Source organism: Haloprofundus salinisoli (assembly GCF_020097815.1).
Lineage (GTDB): Archaea > Halobacteriota > Halobacteria > Halobacteriales > Haloferacaceae > Haloprofundus > Haloprofundus salinisoli.
In genome coordinates this window covers 1,693,773-1,708,906 of the sequence record NZ_CP083663.1, presented here as the reverse complement: position 1 = coordinate 1,708,906, position 15,134 = coordinate 1,693,773, and the positions used below count along the sequence as shown (strand labels likewise).

Here is a 15,134-nt window from a genome sequence, read left to right as displayed (position 1 = left end):
CCGCCTCCGCGGCGGCGAACCCGACCGGTGCATCTATTCGGCGTCGGCGAGTACGTACGACGAGCAGATGCAGTCAGACCCATCCCCGCAGACCTCGCAATCACAGACGCATCTACAGGCCGCTGCGAACGTCGTCTTCGTCGTCGCCGGTGCGTTCGCCGTGGGTATCGCCGTCTCGCTCGTCGGCGTCCTGTTGCTTCAACTTCTCGGCGTGTCGACGCAGACGCCGGCGGTACGGGCCGCGCTCGCGTCGTTGCAGTACGTCGGCTTCGGCATCGCCGCCTACCTCTATCTGACCCGACGAAACGAGTGGCACATCGTCCGCTGGCGCGTCCCGACGCTCGGCGACTTCGGCTGGATGGTCGGCGGTCTCGTGATTTTGGTCACCGCGCTCGTCGCCGTCTCGTTCGTCATCCAGCAGCTCGGCATCGAGGTGGCGGCCAACCAGGTCATCACGGCCGGCCAGCAGAACCCCATCTACTTCCTGTACATGGTACCCGTGACGATGCTGTTCGTCGGGCCGATGGAGGAACTCATCTTCCGCGGCATCGTCCAGGAGAAACTCCGCCGCACCTACGGGCAGACCGTCGCCGTCGTCGTCGCCAGCGCCGTCTTCGCCGTCGCCCACTGGCTGGCGCTCGTCGGCAGCAGCGGCGGCAGAGTCGCGAGCATCGCCGTCATCTTCGTCCTCGGGGCGGTGCTCGCGCTCCTCTACGAACGGACGGAGAACCTGATCGTGGTCGCCGTCATCCACGGCCTGTTCAACTCCTACCAGTTCCTCGGCCAGTACGCTATCGCAACCGGTCTGATTCCGGGCGCGTAACGGTAGCGAGCGAAAAAGAGGGCGGGCTTACGCCGGATTCTTTCGCGTGAGGTCAGACCCGCAGATCGGACAGCGGTCGTGTTTCTCGTCGAACTCGCGTCCACAGCCGGCGCACTGGAACCGCCAGTTGCGCTGCTCTTCGATGCCGTCGCGGGCGATGACCTTCACCGAGACGCCGAGATGTTCGGCGACGTTCTGCATCGCGTAGTCGTCGGTGACGAGCGTCGCGTCGAGTTCGAAGGAGGTGGCGAGCAGGCGCACGTCGGTCTCCGAGAGCACGTCGGCGTCGCCGGTTTCGGTGGCGGCGCGGCCGATGGTCTCGACGGCCCCCTCCGCGGGGATGTGGATGTGCATGCCCGCGCCCTCCATCGCGTCGAAGCGGAAGGCGTGTTCGCCCTCCAGTTCCGCCTGCACGTCGGGAATCGAAGCGGTCTGCTCGTCGGTGTGGTACTCGTGGATGAACGCCGAAGAATCGAGAACTTGCATCTACCTAACGCTGGACGACGATGTAGTCTTTCACGGCTTTGACGTGGCTGACCGGGATTCGGAAGCGACCCTCGTCGTCGCGGTCGAACGACCCCATGTCGACACTGAACGCCTCCTCGTCGGGCGTGACGAGGAGGTCCGCGAGTGCGCCGGTCTTGTGGTTCATGGTGATGTTGTACAGCATGCCGAGTTCGGTTCCGTCCGAACCCATGACGGCTTTACCCGAGAGGTTCTCGGCGAGTATGTCGGCCATAGCCGCCTATTCGAGTCCGGTCACATAAACGCCACGGGGTCGTCTGACGGACGTCTGTCGGGTCCCGCTGCGGAGAACGTTCCGTCTGCGTCGAACGTGCCTTTTTGGTGTGTCTCGCTATCGCTGAAATCAGCACCAGACGGAGTTGAAACACTTAACTTCGGTCCCCGATATTCGACGGATAAGAGAACTTCTCCGGGGCGATCTTCATGTCAGATACGGACCAGCCACCACAATCCGAGACGCTTCGCACACCCATCGTCGCCGTTCTGGGCCACGTCGACCACGGAAAGACCAGCCTCCTCGACAAGGTTCGGGGGTCGGCCGTCAGCGAGGGCGAGGCCGGGGCCATCACCCAACACATCGGGGCCACCGCGGTGCCGCTGGACACCGTGTCGTCGATGGCCGGCAGCCTCGTCGACCCCGACGACTTCGACCTTCCCGGCCTCCTTTTCATCGACACGCCGGGTCACCACTCCTTCTCGACGCTCCGCTCGCGCGGCGGTGCGCTCGCCGACATCGCCATCCTCGTCGTCGACGTCAACGACGGCTTCCAACCGCAGACTGTCGAGGCGCTCGACATCCTCAAGCGGACGGGGACGCCGTTCGTCGTCGCCGCCAACAAAGTCGACACGACGCCCGGATGGAACCCCCAGGAGGGATCGCCCATCAAACCGTCGTACGACGGGCAGAGCGACCGGGCGCGGCAGATGCTCGACACCAACCTCTACGAGATCATCGGCCAACTCTCTGACGAGGGGCTGTCGGCGGACCTCTACTGGCGCGTCCAGAACTTCCAGAAGAACGTCGGCGTCATCCCCGTCTCCGCGATGACCGGCGAGGGGATTCCGGACCTGCTGGCCGTCCTGATGGGGCTCTCCCAGCGCTACATGAAAGCCGAGATGGCCGTCGACATCGCCGGTCCCGGCGCGGGGACAGTGCTCGAGGTCAAAGAGGAGCGAGGCTTCGGCGCGACGCTCGACGTGGTGCTGTACGACGGCACCGTCCGCGAGGGCGACACCATCGTCGTCGGCGGGACGAACGGCCCGATAATCACCGAGATTCGCGCGCTGTTGCAGCCGCAACCCCTCGCCGAGATTCGCACTGAGAAACGATTCGAGCGCGTCGACGAAGTGAAGGCCGCCGCGGGTGTGAAAATCGCCGCCCCAGACCTCGACGAGGCGATGGCGGGCGCGCCGGTGCGCGTCGTCAGAAGCCGCGACGTCGACGACGTGATTCAGGACGTCCAGGCCGAACTCGCCGAGATAGAGGTCAGCACCGAAGAGGAGGGCGTCGTCGTGAAAGCCGACACCCTGGGGAGTTTAGAGGCGATGGCAAACGCCCTGAAGGAAGCCGAGATTCCCATTTTGCGCGCCGAAGTCGGCGACGTGGCTCCGCGCGACGTCGCCGTCGCCGGCACCGCCCGCGAGGACGAACACAAGGTCATCCTCGCGTTCAGCGTCGACGTGCTGCAGAACGCCGAGGACGAACTCGACCACAGCGACGTGCGGCTGTTCGACGACGACGTCATCTACCAACTCATCGAGGAGTACGAGGAGTTCGTCGACGAGCGCAAGCGCGCCCAACAGGAGACCGTCTTAGACAAGATCGTCCGCCCGGCGCGCTTCCGCATCCTCCAAGACCACGTGTTCCGCCAGAACGACCCCGCCGTCGTCGGCGTCGAAGTGATGTCCGGGACGCTGAAAAACAACATGCGCATCGTCAAGTTCGACGGCGACAAGCCGACGCGCGTCGGCCAACTTTCGGGCATTCAAGAGCAGGGCGAGGACGTCAAACAGGTCCGCGCGGGCAACCGCGTCAGCGTCGCCATCGACGGACCGACGGTCGGCCGCCAGATAGACGAAGGCGACGAACTGTGGGTCGAACTCCCCGAGAAACACGCCAAGATTCTCGAACAGGAGCTGTCGAGCGAGATTCCGGGCGACGAGTTGGAGGCGCTGCAGGGCTACCTCGACAAACACCGCCGCCGCGACCCGTTCTGGGGGAAGTGAGTCGCGGGCGGACGAACGGGAAAGAGGCGATGCTCCGACCGGCGGACGACGCTCCGGTCCGAGCGGTCGGGGCATCGTCGCGTCCGGTCCGGCTCACCGCGACCCGTCCGATTTCCCCCGATCGACCGTCCGCAGCGTCCCTTCATCGAGCGATACGTTACGGGTAACTTCTCGACTGGTCACGCGCGTGTAATGTGAAGTGAAACTTTAGTGGTCAGATGCCGTTATTGTCGCGTGAGGTGGTGAGTAGTGAGTGTAGGAATCGACAGAACTGGTAGTATCGCCGTTTCCATGGATACGATATCGCGCTACGACCTCCTGTTGGCGCTCGTCCCGACGTTGCTTCTGCTGGGTCTCCTCGTCGGGGCGGCGTCGCCGCTGTCGCTGGCACACGGCGCGGCGCTCGGAGCGCTGCCCGCCGCCGCGCTGGTGGGCTACGGGATGTTCGTCGAGGCACCGGTCGACTCGACCGGTCGGTGAGCCGACCGCCGAGCGACGAACGGCGGAAGCGAGTCGGTCGTTCGCTCTCGTTTCGACGCGAACTGCGGGTCGAGAGCGACCGCGCTCGGCGGTTTACGGTCTCGGTCGGCGGACAACGCTCCGCGCGGAAAACGGGGGCGCGAGTTATCTCGCGGTCGGCGTCATGCCGTCGCCGACGGCGGCCATCACCTGCATCGCGGCGCTGGCGGCGAGACCGCGGGCGACTTCGCGGCGGTCCTCGTCGTCGAGACCGGATTCGAGGTCGTCGGTGTCGGGGGTGAAGCCGGCGCTGACGGCGTGTCCCGCCGGGGGGTGGACGGCGACGGTCGCTCGCGGGCCGTTCGAGTCGTAGGAGAGTTCCGAGCCGATAGCGTAGCCGTCGGGGAGATACTCGCGGGTCTGCGCGACGATGCTGGCGACCGCTCGGCGGAGCTGTTGTCGCTGGTCGCCGGTGAGATCCGTCGACAGGGCGGGCTGGTCGGCGTCGACGGCGTCCGGAACGCCCGCGAAGGGGGTGTTTCCGTTCATACTAACTCAATCGTACTCTGTAGGCGGTATCCGACTAAAAAGGCGTCGGCAGGAGCAAACCTACAGAATCGGCTCGCTGTCCCCGTAGGCGGCGACCACGAGCGCCGTCGTGTACTCGCCGGAGTCGGCCTCCGTCGACGCGACTTCGACACGTTCCTCCTCGAACGTCCACTCGCGGAGGTCGCGCCCGGCGTCGAGGCCCGCCGTCACCCGCTCGCGGACCGTCTCGGCATCGGTCTCGCCCGCGGACTCGTAGAACAGACCCGGCCCGGGTCCAGTCGTCCATCCCAGGCCCGCGGAGACGCGACCCGGCCCGGCGGTAGTCGCGCGCGCCTCGACGACGGTGAGCCGTTCGCCGGCCGGGCCGAGGTCGGGGGCGGTGCCGACGTACTCCACGTCGACGTCGGCGGGGACGACGGAGGAGACGGCGACGAGGTTGTAGTTGTGGATGTTCGCTTCGGCGAGGGCGGCGTCGTACGACGACATCGGCGTCGGGCCCGTGGCGACGCCGCTCACGACGCGAATCGTGCTCATTACCGAAAGACGACGCGGCGGGAAGTAAGCGCTTGCGAAAACAGGTCGGAGAGTTCAGTACTGGTAGTCGGTGAACTCGCCGACCGGACCGCCGTCGTCGTCGGTCTCGGCGAGTTTCTCGCGGGCGTCCTCGAAGTCCCCCATGCGGACCTCGGTGCGGTCGTCGCGGATGGCGAACATGCCTGCCTCGGTGGTGAGACTGGCGATGTCCGCGCCGCTGAGCCCATCGAGGTCGTCGGCGAGCGACTCGAGGTCGACGTCGTCGGCGACGTTCATCCGACTCGTGTGGATGTCGAGGATGCGCCGGCGGCCCTCCTCGTTCGGTTTGGGCACCTCGATGAGGCGGTCGAACCGACCCGGCCGCAGAATCGCCTCGTCGAGCATGTCGAAGCGGTTCGTCGCCGCGATGATGCGGATGTCGCCGCGCTCCTCGAAGCCGTCCATCTCGCTGAGCAGCTGCATCATCGTCCGCTGGACCTCGGCGTCGCCGGAGGTCTTCGAATCGGTCCGCTTGGAGGCGACGGCGTCAATCTCGTCGATGAAGATGACCGCGGGTTCGCGCTCGGCGGCCAGCGAGAACAGATCGCGGACGAGTCGCGCCCCCTCGCCGATGAACTTCTGGACGAGTTCGGAGCCGGCCATCTTGATGAAGGTGGCGTCGGTCTGGTTGGCGACGGCCTTGGCGAGCATCGTCTTGCCGGTGCCCGGCGGGCCGTAGAGGAGGACGCCCGACGGCGGCTCGACGCCGACCTCCTCGAACAGCTCCGGCGAGGCCAGCGGGTCCTCGACGGCCTCTTTGACCTCCCGAATCTGCTCGTCGATGCCGCCGATGTCGTCGTAGGTGACGTCGGGGGACTCGTCGACCTCCATCGCCTGCGCGCGGGCGTCGGTCTCGTCGTCGAGGATTCGCTGGACGGCGAAGGAGTCGTTGATGGCGACGCGGTCGCCCGCCTCCAGCTGGTTCTCCAGCTGCGGCGACACCTCGGTCAGCACCTCCTGGTTGTTGCCGTGCTGTTTGATGACGACGCCGTCGTCGGTCACCTCCTCGACGGACGCGAGGTACAGAGACGCCTTCTTGAGGGTGTCGTTGCGGCGTTTCAGTTGGTCGACCTCCGACTGCAGGTCTTCCATCCGGTCGTCTGCCTGTGCTAACCGCTCGTCTAGCTCCTCGTTGACCTGGACGATGCGTGCGAAGTGCTTCTGCATCGCATCAAGTCGCTCGGCGTCCGACATCTCTGGGTCGAGGTCGAGCCGAGGGCGGTCGGGGAGCGACGGACTCCGAGACATTTTCTATCCGAACCATGGGGATGCGCGTAAATGGGCCTTTGGGTCACCGAAAAACGGCCGCGGCGTCATAAAACGGCCGACGGCCCCGAATCGCCGACTTTCGAGCGTCAGCGGACTACAGGACGTCCGCTTGTTCGGCGCGGGCGACGACGTTCTTCGCCATCTTGTTCGTCGCCTCGTCGACCATCTCGCCGTCGACCGAGACCGCGCCGCGGCCCTCGCTGGTCGCCGTCTCGTAGGCGTCGACGATGTGCTGGGCCTTCTCTGCCTCCTCGCTGTCGGGCGCGAACACCTCGTTTGCGGGTTCGATCTGACTCGGATGGATCGCCCACTTGCCGTCACAGCCGAGCAGACTCGCCTGTCGGCAGGAGTCTCTAAAGCCCTCAGTATCCTCGATGTCGGCGAAGGGGCCGTCGATGAGCTGTAGCCCCTGCGCCTTCGCGGCGTGGGCGAGGCGCGCCAGTTGGTAGTGCCAGTAGTGGCCCGGGTAGTCCGCGCCGCTGCCGATAGTGAGACCGGCCGCGCCGACGCTGGCGGTGTAGTCGCCGGGGCCGAACACCAACGACTCGATTCGGTCGCTCGCAGCGGCGATTTCGGGCGCGTTGTTCATCCCCTCGGCGCTCTCGATCTGGGTCTGCAGCCCGATTTCGCCCTCGGGGAGGCCGTTGTTGGCTTCGACCTGCGTGAGCAGGTTCTCGACCGTTCTGACCGTCGCGGGGTCGTGAACCATCGGCACCATGATGCTGTCGAGATACTCGCCCGCTTCGCCGATCACCTCGATGATGTCGTCGTACCACCACTGCGTGTCGACGCCGTTCATCCGGAAGCACGGACGCGTCTCGCTCCAGTCGTACTCGATGAGGCCCTCGATGACGTTTCGCCGCGAGTCAGTCTTCTCGTTCGGCGCGACCGAGTCTTCGAGGTCCAAGAACGCCTCGTCCGCGCCCGAGTCGGGCGCTCGCTCTATCATCTTCGGGTCGCTGCCGGGCGTCGCCAGTTGGCTCCGGCGCAGCGTGACGTCGGGCATCTAATCGCCTCCCTCCGTCCCGATGGGGTCGGTCTGGTCCTCGCTGTAGCCCGCGGACTCCTCGATGCGCGACCGAGCCTCGGCGTCGAAGCGCATCTCGGTCTCCTGGTACCGGTCGACGAACGAGAGCTCGTGGTGGGACTCGGTCGGGTGACCGAGGTAGCGCGATTCGAGGTCGAACTGCGCCTCTTCGCCGTCTTCGGCCAACTTCTGGAAATCCTCGTAGACGGCGTGTGCGCCCGAGTGGAGGCCGAACAGCGTGATGAAGATGTAGCCGTAGCCGAGGTCGCCGAGGTCGGCGAACGTCAGGGGGTCCGCTTCCTCGGACCACGCGAACGACGACGAGTAGTTGAACGCCAGCGTCAGGTCGGGGTGGGTCTCGTGAATCTCCTCGGCGTAGCGAACCGCGTCCTCGCGGCTGGGGTCGGGCATCTCCGGCCAGACGATGTCGACGCCGGCGTCGGCGTAGATGCGCCCGCGTTCGAGGTGTTCCTCCCAGTCGCCGTTGGCGGAGCCGTAGGCGTCGGTCCGGGCGATGACGACCGTGTCCTCTGATTGCTTGGCGTCGACGGCGGCCTCGAAGCGCGCGCGGGCCGCCTCGCGCGAGACGATCTGCTTGCCCGCGATGTGGCCGCAGCGCTTCGGCGTCGTCTGGTCCTCGATGTGGATGGCGGCGACGCCGGCTTTCTCGTACTCGCGGACCGCGCGACGGACGTTGTGAACACCTCCATAGCCGGTGTCGCAGTCGGCGACGACCGGGATGTTGCAGGCGTCGACGATTCGCTTCGCGTTCTCGACCATCTCGGTCATCGACACCATCTCCAAATCGGGGAAGCCGAACTGCCCGAGGACGGTGGAGTAGCCGCTCATGTAGGCGGCGTCGTGGCCGGTCATCTCGGCGAGGCGGGCGTCGAGCGCGTGGTAGAGCCCGGGCGCGAACACGTACGGCTGTTCATCCAGTTTCCGACGGAACTCTCGACCCATCGGGTTGTCGATGGGTCGGGTCGTGATGGCGTCGCCGGTGGACGTCTCCTCGGTCTCGCTCATCGGCGCCCCTCCGGTCGGCGCGTCTCGGTCGGTCGCCCCTGACGGTCCAGCGCGCGTTCGAGGCGCGTGATCTGGCGCTTCAGACTCGTCAGTTCGGTCCGGAACTCGCGGTGCGTCTCGGTGGGTTCGCCCGTCTGGATGAAGGGGACCAGCGGGGCCTCCTCTTCGGTTTCGGCGGGTCGCGTTCGGGTGGTTCGAATCGTCGTCTGCGGGGTTCGGCGGTCGGTTCTCGTGTCCTGATCGGGTCGTGTTGGGTCGGTGTAGGTCATATGGATGGTCTCGGTCGCTGAATCGGTCGGCTGTCGGGTCGATAGTCGGGCGCTGTGCGGGTCGTGGGGGGTACGTGTACTGCCATCGTGATTCTCCGCACCAGGAGGGACTGGAAAGTGAGCAATAAAGGTAATGATTGATAATGATAATATTTGTTAATCACCTATTTTGGCTATGAGGTGTATAAGTGAGAGATGCCAACAACCCACACGAATAAGGTGTTCGCAAGTAATACCGTCAGAGTACGTCGTCTCGGCGGTACCGAACTAGTCGGCGTCGCGGTTACGGTACCAGAGTGCACCGAGGCCAGTTAGCGTGAGTGCCGTAACATCTTCGAAGCCGAATCCGGGAGCGAAAGCTGACGATGTGCCGTCAGCAGTTGAGGAGGTAGTAAACGTAGCCTGCGTCGTATCCAGATTCGGAGACTCCGTCGGTGTCTGCAGGGGTTCAGACGATGTCGCTGTCGAGGTAGCAGTCGCCGCCGGAGTGGATGTAGATTCGGTTTCGTCGTACTGGCCGAACCACGGCGCTCGGTGGCGCTGGCCGACGACAACCGCCCCGTTTTCGGTCGGTGCCACGCCGAGAATAGAGCTGTTCTCGTAGACTTCACGATGAGACTCCTCGCTCAGCGAGTCGGTGAGTACCAGCCACGAGTGGGTTCGACCTTCAACACCGAGCGCAAACCCACCAGTTTGACGCGGTTTCAATGCGGTCGGACTGAGAAACGAGTCGGTGTCGAACTCGAACCGGTGTCGGTCTTGGCTCACCCACTCGTCGTCGTACCGCGTGAGGTGGATGGATCCTTCCTCGGCCGATGGGATGATGAATTTGTCGTTGTCACGAACGATACCGCCGACGCCGACCGGGTGGTCAACCTCCTGTGGACCCGCCGTTTCGCCGGACGGGTTGATGTGCGCTCGCCACCCGTTTCCGAACACCTGACAGCGGTTTCCGTCCGAAGTGAATCCTCTGAACTGGTAGTGGCCGTCCTCAAAGTCGTGTTTCCACCGTCTGTACCCCGTTTCGGGGTCGATACCTGCGGCGTAGGTGTAACTGAACTCTGCCGACACGAACTGCCACGCGACCGCGAGCGTCCCATCGTCGAGTGTCAGAATCTTCGCCGGCTGACCGTGTGCTTCGCGGTCGAACGTCGTCACCCAGCGCGTCTCGAACGAGGGAGAGAGGCGGGCGACCGCCGTGGGCGAACCGTGCCGAGAGTCGGTGTTTCGCCCACCGACGACGGCGAGGTCGCCGTCGGACAGGACGACAGCACCCATCGCCGACCGGAGGTCGGCGTTCGTCGCCCACGCTCGGTACTCGCCGGAGGCATCGAGTGTGACGAAGGTAGACAGCGTCGGTGCCCTGTACGACTCACTACTGGTCCCTACCGCAAGATAGCCTTCGCCGAACGGTAGCACGTCATACAGACGGCCAGTGTTCGGATCCGGTGGCTCGTCGGTCGTCGATTCGTCGACGGGATCCGAATCTCCGGTGGTCGCAGATGTAGCCCCCGTCGACGCCGAGAGACCGAACGCCGCGGAACCACCTGCGAGACTGCGAAGAAACGTTCGTCTCGTTGGAGGGACCATGGCTCACGATGTGGCAACCTGATAAAAATAGTTTCGAGATGACTGGTTTCGAAGCCGGATTCAGTCCAGATCGAGCAACTCGGCGACGCGGTCGAGGTAGTCGCCGTAGACGCCGAGAGCGTCCTCGATAGGCTCGGGAGAGGTCATGTCGACGCCCGCCGTCTCCAGCACTTCCATCGGGTACGCGCTGCCGCCCATCGCGAGCGCCTTGCGGTAGTCGGCGGCGGCGTCCTCACCCTCGTCGAGAATGCGCTCGACGACGGCGACGGCGGCGCTGATGCCCGTGCTGTACTGGTAAACGTAGTAATTGTAGTAGAAGTGCGGGATGCGCATCCACTCGCGGGCGATGCGGTCGTCGACCTCGGCGGGTTCGTAGAACTCGGATTTCAGATTGCCATAGAGCTGGTCGAACACGTCGGGGGTGAGCGGTTCGCCCGCTTCGACCGCCTCGTGAATCTGCAGTTCGAAGTCCGCGAACATCGTCTGGCGGTACAGCGTCGAGCGGAACCGTTCGAGATACTCGTCGAGAACGTGGCGGCGGAGTTCGTCGTCTTCGGCGTTTTCGAGCAGGTAGTGGGTCAGAAGCGTCTCGTTGACCGTGCTCGCCACCTCGGCGACGAAGATCTCGTAGTCGGCGTACTGCCACGGCTGTTCGTCCTTCGCCAGCTCCGAGTGCATCGAGTGGCCGAGTTCATGAGCGAGAGTGAACATCGAGGTGATGTCGTCCTGGTAGTTCATCATGATGAACGGCTGGGTGTCGTAGGTGCCCGCCGAGTACGCTCCGGCGCGCTTGCCGCGGTTCTCGTACACGTCGACCCACCGATCTTCGAGGCCTTCGGCCATCCGCTGTTGGTACTCCTCGCCGAGCGGCGCGACGGCCTCGACGACGTACTCTTTGGCCTGCTCGTAGCTGATTTCGGGGCCCTCCTCGCCCGTCAGCGACATGTAGAGGTCCCACATCTGGAGGTCGTCGACGTCGAGCGCCTGCCGCTTCAGGTCGGCGTGGCGGTGGAGTTTGTCGAGGTTGTCGCGGACGGTGCTCAGGAGGTTGTCGTACACCTCGACGGGGACGTTCGGGCCGTCGAGCGCCGCCTCGCGGGCGGTGTCGTAGTTGCGCGCCTCCGCGAGTTTCACGTCGGCTTTGACGCTGTTTTTCAGCGAGCTGCCGACCGAGTTTCGGACGTCCTCCCACTCGTCGTAGAACCGCTCATGGACCTCCTTGCGGAACTCGCGGTTCGGGTGCTTCTGGAGCTTCGTGAAGTTCCCCTGCGAGATCTCTATCTCGTCGCCGTCGGGGTCTTCGACCGTCGGGAACGTCAGGTCGGCGTTGGCGAGCATCGAGTAGAAGTCGCTCGGCGCGCCCATCACCTCAGAGAGGTCCGCGAGCAGTGCTTCGACCTCTTTCGAGCGCGTGTGGGGTTTCGCCCGGAGCACGTCGTCGAAGTACTGTTCGTACTCAGACAGCGCCGGCTTCTGCTCGACGAACGCCTGCACGTCGTCCTCGTCGAGTTCCTGCAGTTCGGGTTCGACGAAACTGGAGGCGCTCTGGGCGTCCGCCGCCAGCGACTGCGCGCGCGCCGACAGCGCCTGGTACTCCTGATTCCGGGTGTCCTCGCTGGCGCGGAGGCTCGCGTAGGAGGTGACCTTCGAGACGTCGCGCATCACCGATTCCAGCAGTCCGAGCAGTTCGTACAGCGTCTCGGCGTCCTCGGTTACCCGACCCTCGTAGGCCGCGATGTCGTCGATGCGCGACTCGACGTCCTCGTACGCTTCGTCCCAGTCGTCGTCGGAGGCGTAGATGCTCTCCAGGTCCCACTTGTACTCCTCCTCGATGTCGCCGCGTTCGGGAACCGAACTCATGGTCGGACGTTGGCCGGTGCGAGGGTAAACCTTACCAAGTCCGAACAAGGCAACTGTTGCCGACGAGTGCTCGGAGACAGAAACGGTGTGCGGGGCGGAGACGAGCGTCGGAACCGAGGCGACGACAGCGACTTCCGCGAACCGAGCATCTATGCCACGGTGTACCCAACGGCGGGTCATGTCCGAACAGGAGACGACACCGGGCGACGCGGCAGATGCGGGCGACGCCGCAGACACGACAGACGCGTTCGCCGCCGCGATAGGCCGCACGTGGACCGACGACCGGCCGTGGAACTTCATCACCGACCTCACCGCGCTCGGCGACCGGATGGGCGGCAGCGCGGGCGAGCGCCGGGCGGCGGACCTCGTCGCCGACGCGTTCGAGGACGCCGGCGTCGACGACGTCGAACTCGACGCGTTCGAGATGAGCCAGTGGACCCGCGGGTGGACGGAGTTCGAGCTCACCGCGCCCGTCGAGCGGCCGTTCGACGCCATCGCGCTCCCGTACTCCCCGTCGGGTGACGTCGAAGCCGAACTCGTCGACGTGGGTTACGGGACGCCCGACGAGATCGACGCCGAAGACGTCGACGGGAAAATCGTCGTGGCGAGCACCACGACGCCCTCCGGACGCTTCATCCACCGGATGGAGAAGTACGGCTGTGCGGTCGAGGCGGGCGCGGAGGCGTTCGTCTTCGTCAACCACATCGAGGGGCAGCTGCCGCCCACGGGCTCTCTCACTTTCGGCGACGAGGGGTCGGTGCCGGCCGTCGGCGTGAGCAAAGAGACGGGCGAGTGGCTGAAAGAGTACGCCGCGAACAGTAGCGGCGAGACGGGTCGGGTCCGCGTCGGCGTCGAAGCCGAGACGACCCCCGGAGAGAGCCAGAACGTCGTCGGTCACATTGGACCGAAAACGGACGAGGAACTGCTTCTCCTCGCTCACTACGACGCTCACGACATCTCCGAAGGTGCGCTCGACAACGGTTGCGGCATCGCCACCGTCGTCACCGCCGCGCGCATCCTCGCGCAGGCGGACCTCGACGTCGGCGTCCGCGTCGCCGGCGTCGGCTGCGAGGAGATCGGACTCTTAGGAGCCGAGCGCGTCGCCGAGACGACCGACCTGAGCGAGATAAAAGCCGTCGTCAACGTCGACGGCGCGGGGCGGTTCCGAAACCTCGTCGCGCTGACGCACAACTCCGACGCGATGAGCGCCGCCGCCGAGCGCATCGACGAGACGACGCGCCAGCCCGTAGACGTGAACGGCGACCCGCACCCGTTCAGCGACCACTGGCCGTTCGTCCGCGAGGGCGTCCCGGCGTTCCAGCTCCACAGCGACAGCGGCGAGCGCGGCCGCGGGTGGGGCCACACCCACGCCGACACCCGCGACAAGGTCGACGACCGAAACATCCGCGAGCACGCCATCCTGACCGCGCTGCTCGTCGGGGACCTGGCGACGGCGGACGCCCCGCGGCTCGACCTCGACGACCTCGCCGCGACGTTCCGCGAGAACGACTTCGAGGTCGGGATGCGCGCGGCCGGACTGTGGCCCGACGGCTGGGAGTAGTTACGCTCCCGTCCCGTCGAGCACCGTCTCGCAGACCCGCGCTCTGACCGCGCCCGCCACGCGCGACGCGCCGAACACCTCGTGCACCGTCTCTATCGCGGCTTCGTCGCGCTCGAACGCGACGCCCGGATAGTCGACGCCGGTGAGGACCAACCCCGCGGCGGGCGCGGGCGGAACACCTTCGCGCCCCTCCAAAGAGTCGGCGGCGAACGCCCGGTCGATTCTCGCCATCGGAGCCCCGGAGCCGACGATGCGGACGAGCGAGACGACGCGGCGGACGAGTTCGCGGGCGAACCCCGGCGCGGAGATGGTGAAGACGAGAAACTCGCCGTCGCGCCGCAGCGACCCAGACAACTCCCGAACCGTGTTCCGGTCGTCGGGCGTGAGGTTCCGAAAGTCGTGGTCGCCGCAGAGCGCGTCGAGCGCCGCTCGTGCCCGAGCGTCGTCGACGGCAGCGTACGGCTCGGGTGTGCGATAGCCGTCTCCGTCTGATTTCGGCGCGTAGAGATGATAGGTGTACTCGCGGCGATCGGCGTCGTGAGTCGCGTGAAAGCCATCGGAAACGTCCGCCGCGGCCCACGCGCGGACCGTCCCCGGCAGTTCGCTGTTGACCGCTCGCGGCGTGCACCAGTCGGGGCAGTCGAAGGCGACGGTCTGTGCGACCGCCGAGACGCCAGCGTCGGTGCGCCCCGCGGCGGCGTAGCCGGACGGCCGGTGGCGCGTCTCGTCGTAGACGCCGAGTTTCGCCAGCGCGTCGAACAGCGCGCCCTCGACCGTCGGCACGTCGGGTTGGCGCTGGAAACCGTAGTAGGGGCGGCCGTCGTAGGCGACGCGGAACGCACGCATGACCGACGGTTCGGACGAGAGAACTTTAACGAGGGTGGCTCGTGTCGTCGCTCTCGTGCTCGCCGCCGCGGACGGTCAACACCGGAACGGGGCAGTTCCTGACGACGCGCTCGGCGACGCTCCCGAGCAGCACGCGCCTGATGCCGCGGCGGCCGTGCGTGCCGACGACCACGACATCGACGTCGTGGTCGGACGCGTAGTCGACGATCGCGCTGGCCGGCGAACCGTGTCCGACGGCCGTCACGACGGAGACGTTCGCGGTCGTACCTGCCTCCGCGACGGCGTCGACGGTCTCCTGTGCTTGTGCTTCGAGCAGGTCGAAGACGGGTTCCGAGCGGATGTCGACGTCGGCGTACACTCTCGTGTCGACGACCGAGAGCGCGTGGAGCGTCGCGTCGTACTGGTTTGCGAGGTCGAGCGCGCGGTCGACCGCTGCCTCCGACGGGTCGCTACCGTCGGTGGCGACGAGGATAGTGTCGTACATCGAGTGTCACCGTGCGAGGCTACGACACGGAGATACGTGTGTGTTGG

At 65.8% G+C, this 15,134-nt stretch carries 16 protein-coding genes; 4 read left to right on the top strand and 12 right to left on the bottom strand.

Features of this window, described 5'->3' with window-relative positions:
• Positions 1 to 67 precede the first annotated feature (67 nt).
• Positions 68 to 823: a CPBP family intramembrane glutamic endopeptidase gene (locus LAQ73_RS09110; RefSeq protein WP_224267971.1), complete on the top strand. Its 756-nt coding sequence runs from the start codon at positions 68 to 70 to the stop codon at positions 821 to 823.
• 27 nt (positions 824 to 850) lie between these two features.
• Here LAQ73_RS09110 and LAQ73_RS09105 read toward each other — a convergent pair whose 3' ends face one another.
• Positions 851 to 1,309, bottom strand: coding sequence for an NOB1 family endonuclease (locus LAQ73_RS09105; protein ID WP_224267970.1), 459 nt, complete (start codon positions 1,307 to 1,309; stop codon positions 851 to 853).
• Positions 1,310 to 1,313: 4 nt separating this feature from the next.
• On the bottom strand, positions 1,314 to 1,562 hold the full coding sequence (locus tag LAQ73_RS09100) for a PRC-barrel domain-containing protein (RefSeq protein ID WP_224267969.1): 249 nt from the start codon (positions 1,560 to 1,562) through the stop codon (positions 1,314 to 1,316).
• Positions 1,563 to 1,771: 209 nt separating this feature from the next.
• On the opposite strand from LAQ73_RS09100, the gene infB reads away from it, so the two are divergent.
• Both infB and LAQ73_RS09090 read left to right on the top strand, forming a co-directional pair.
• A complete protein-coding gene (infB, locus tag LAQ73_RS09095; protein WP_224267968.1) occupies positions 1,772 to 3,574 on the top strand; it encodes a translation initiation factor IF-2 in 1,803 nt (600 codons plus the stop codon).
• 291 nt (positions 3,575 to 3,865) lie between these two features.
• Positions 3,866 to 4,054 (top strand): DUF8015 family protein, encoded by a 189-nt coding sequence (locus LAQ73_RS09090; protein ID WP_224267967.1) that lies wholly within the window; start codon positions 3,866 to 3,868, stop codon positions 4,052 to 4,054.
• Between the two features lie 144 nt (positions 4,055 to 4,198).
• Here LAQ73_RS09090 and LAQ73_RS09085 read toward each other — a convergent pair whose 3' ends face one another.
• From LAQ73_RS09085 to pepF, 8 genes are all read right to left on the bottom strand, one after another.
• Positions 4,199 to 4,582: a DUF5811 family protein gene (locus LAQ73_RS09085; RefSeq protein WP_224267966.1), complete on the bottom strand. Its 384-nt coding sequence runs from the start codon at positions 4,580 to 4,582 to the stop codon at positions 4,199 to 4,201.
• Between the two features lie 60 nt (positions 4,583 to 4,642).
• Positions 4,643 to 5,116 carry a pyruvoyl-dependent arginine decarboxylase gene (locus LAQ73_RS09080; protein WP_224267965.1) on the bottom strand — a complete coding sequence of 158 codons (474 nt, stop codon included), beginning with the start codon at positions 5,114 to 5,116 and terminating at the stop codon, positions 4,643 to 4,645.
• Positions 5,117 to 5,170: 54 nt separating this feature from the next.
• Positions 5,171 to 6,403: a proteasome-activating nucleotidase Pan2 gene (gene pan2 / locus LAQ73_RS09075; protein ID WP_224267964.1), complete on the bottom strand. Its 1,233-nt coding sequence runs from the start codon at positions 6,401 to 6,403 to the stop codon at positions 5,171 to 5,173.
• Between the two features lie 115 nt (positions 6,404 to 6,518).
• A complete protein-coding gene (locus tag LAQ73_RS09070; protein ID WP_224267963.1) occupies positions 6,519 to 7,430 on the bottom strand; it encodes an HpcH/HpaI aldolase/citrate lyase family protein in 912 nt (303 codons plus the stop codon).
• Positions 7,431 to 8,477 (bottom strand): isocitrate lyase, encoded by a 1,047-nt coding sequence (aceA, locus tag LAQ73_RS09065; protein WP_224267962.1) that lies wholly within the window; start codon positions 8,475 to 8,477, stop codon positions 7,431 to 7,433.
• Positions 8,474 to 8,746, bottom strand: coding sequence for a hypothetical protein (locus tag LAQ73_RS09060; RefSeq protein ID WP_224267961.1), 273 nt, complete (start codon positions 8,744 to 8,746; stop codon positions 8,474 to 8,476). The genes aceA and LAQ73_RS09060 overlap by 4 nt, the downstream gene beginning before the upstream one ends.
• A 267-nt stretch (positions 8,747 to 9,013) precedes the next feature.
• Positions 9,014 to 10,336 carry a hypothetical protein gene (locus tag LAQ73_RS09055; RefSeq protein ID WP_224267960.1) on the bottom strand — a complete coding sequence of 441 codons (1,323 nt, stop codon included), beginning with the start codon at positions 10,334 to 10,336 and terminating at the stop codon, positions 9,014 to 9,016.
• Positions 10,337 to 10,396: 60 nt separating this feature from the next.
• Positions 10,397 to 12,196: an oligoendopeptidase F gene (gene pepF / locus LAQ73_RS09050; RefSeq protein ID WP_224267959.1), complete on the bottom strand. Its 1,800-nt coding sequence runs from the start codon at positions 12,194 to 12,196 to the stop codon at positions 10,397 to 10,399.
• A 178-nt stretch (positions 12,197 to 12,374) separates the two neighbouring features.
• Here pepF and LAQ73_RS09045 point away from each other — a divergent pair, with 178 nt between their 5' ends.
• Positions 12,375 to 13,757 (top strand): M28 family peptidase, encoded by a 1,383-nt coding sequence (locus tag LAQ73_RS09045; RefSeq protein WP_224267958.1) that lies wholly within the window; start codon positions 12,375 to 12,377, stop codon positions 13,755 to 13,757.
• Here the strand turns inward: LAQ73_RS09045 and truA are convergent, their stop codons facing one another.
• Positions 13,758 to 14,603, bottom strand: a complete 846-nt coding sequence (gene truA / locus LAQ73_RS09040; RefSeq protein ID WP_224267957.1) for a tRNA pseudouridine(38-40) synthase TruA — start codon at positions 14,601 to 14,603, stop codon at positions 13,758 to 13,760.
• A 25-nt stretch (positions 14,604 to 14,628) separates the two neighbouring features.
• Entirely contained in the window at positions 14,629 to 15,087 is a 459-nt protein-coding gene (locus tag LAQ73_RS09035; RefSeq protein WP_224267956.1) for a universal stress protein, read from the bottom strand.
• Positions 15,088 to 15,134 lie beyond the last annotated feature (47 nt).

Excerpts from the sequence above, each read along its gene's own strand:
- LAQ73_RS09110 (WP_224267971.1), top strand. The coding sequence starts at position 68 with ATGCAGTCAGACCCATCCCCGCAGACCTCGCAATCACAGACGCATCTA.
- LAQ73_RS09105 (WP_224267970.1), bottom strand. The coding sequence starts at position 1,309 with ATGCAAGTTCTCGATTCTTCGGCGTTCATCCACGAGTACCACACCGAC.
- LAQ73_RS09100 (WP_224267969.1), bottom strand. The coding sequence starts at position 1,562 with ATGGCCGACATACTCGCCGAGAACCTCTCGGGTAAAGCCGTCATGGGT.
- infB (WP_224267968.1), top strand. The coding sequence starts at position 1,772 with ATGTCAGATACGGACCAGCCACCACAATCCGAGACGCTTCGCACACCC.
- LAQ73_RS09090 (WP_224267967.1), top strand. The coding sequence starts at position 3,866 with ATGGATACGATATCGCGCTACGACCTCCTGTTGGCGCTCGTCCCGACG.
- LAQ73_RS09085 (WP_224267966.1), bottom strand. The coding sequence starts at position 4,582 with ATGAACGGAAACACCCCCTTCGCGGGCGTTCCGGACGCCGTCGACGCC.
- LAQ73_RS09080 (WP_224267965.1), bottom strand. The coding sequence starts at position 5,116 with ATGAGCACGATTCGCGTCGTGAGCGGCGTCGCCACGGGCCCGACGCCG.
- pan2 (WP_224267964.1), bottom strand. The coding sequence starts at position 6,403 with ATGTCTCGGAGTCCGTCGCTCCCCGACCGCCCTCGGCTCGACCTCGAC.
- LAQ73_RS09070 (WP_224267963.1), bottom strand. The coding sequence starts at position 7,430 with ATGCCCGACGTCACGCTGCGCCGGAGCCAACTGGCGACGCCCGGCAGC.
- aceA (WP_224267962.1), bottom strand. The coding sequence starts at position 8,477 with ATGAGCGAGACCGAGGAGACGTCCACCGGCGACGCCATCACGACCCGA.
- LAQ73_RS09060 (WP_224267961.1), bottom strand. The coding sequence starts at position 8,746 with ATGACCTACACCGACCCAACACGACCCGATCAGGACACGAGAACCGAC.
- LAQ73_RS09055 (WP_224267960.1), bottom strand. The coding sequence starts at position 10,336 with ATGGTCCCTCCAACGAGACGAACGTTTCTTCGCAGTCTCGCAGGTGGT.
- pepF (WP_224267959.1), bottom strand. The coding sequence starts at position 12,196 with ATGAGTTCGGTTCCCGAACGCGGCGACATCGAGGAGGAGTACAAGTGG.
- LAQ73_RS09045 (WP_224267958.1), top strand. The coding sequence starts at position 12,375 with ATGTCCGAACAGGAGACGACACCGGGCGACGCGGCAGATGCGGGCGAC.
- truA (WP_224267957.1), bottom strand. The coding sequence starts at position 14,603 with ATGCGTGCGTTCCGCGTCGCCTACGACGGCCGCCCCTACTACGGTTTC.
- LAQ73_RS09035 (WP_224267956.1), bottom strand. The coding sequence starts at position 15,087 with ATGTACGACACTATCCTCGTCGCCACCGACGGTAGCGACCCGTCGGAG.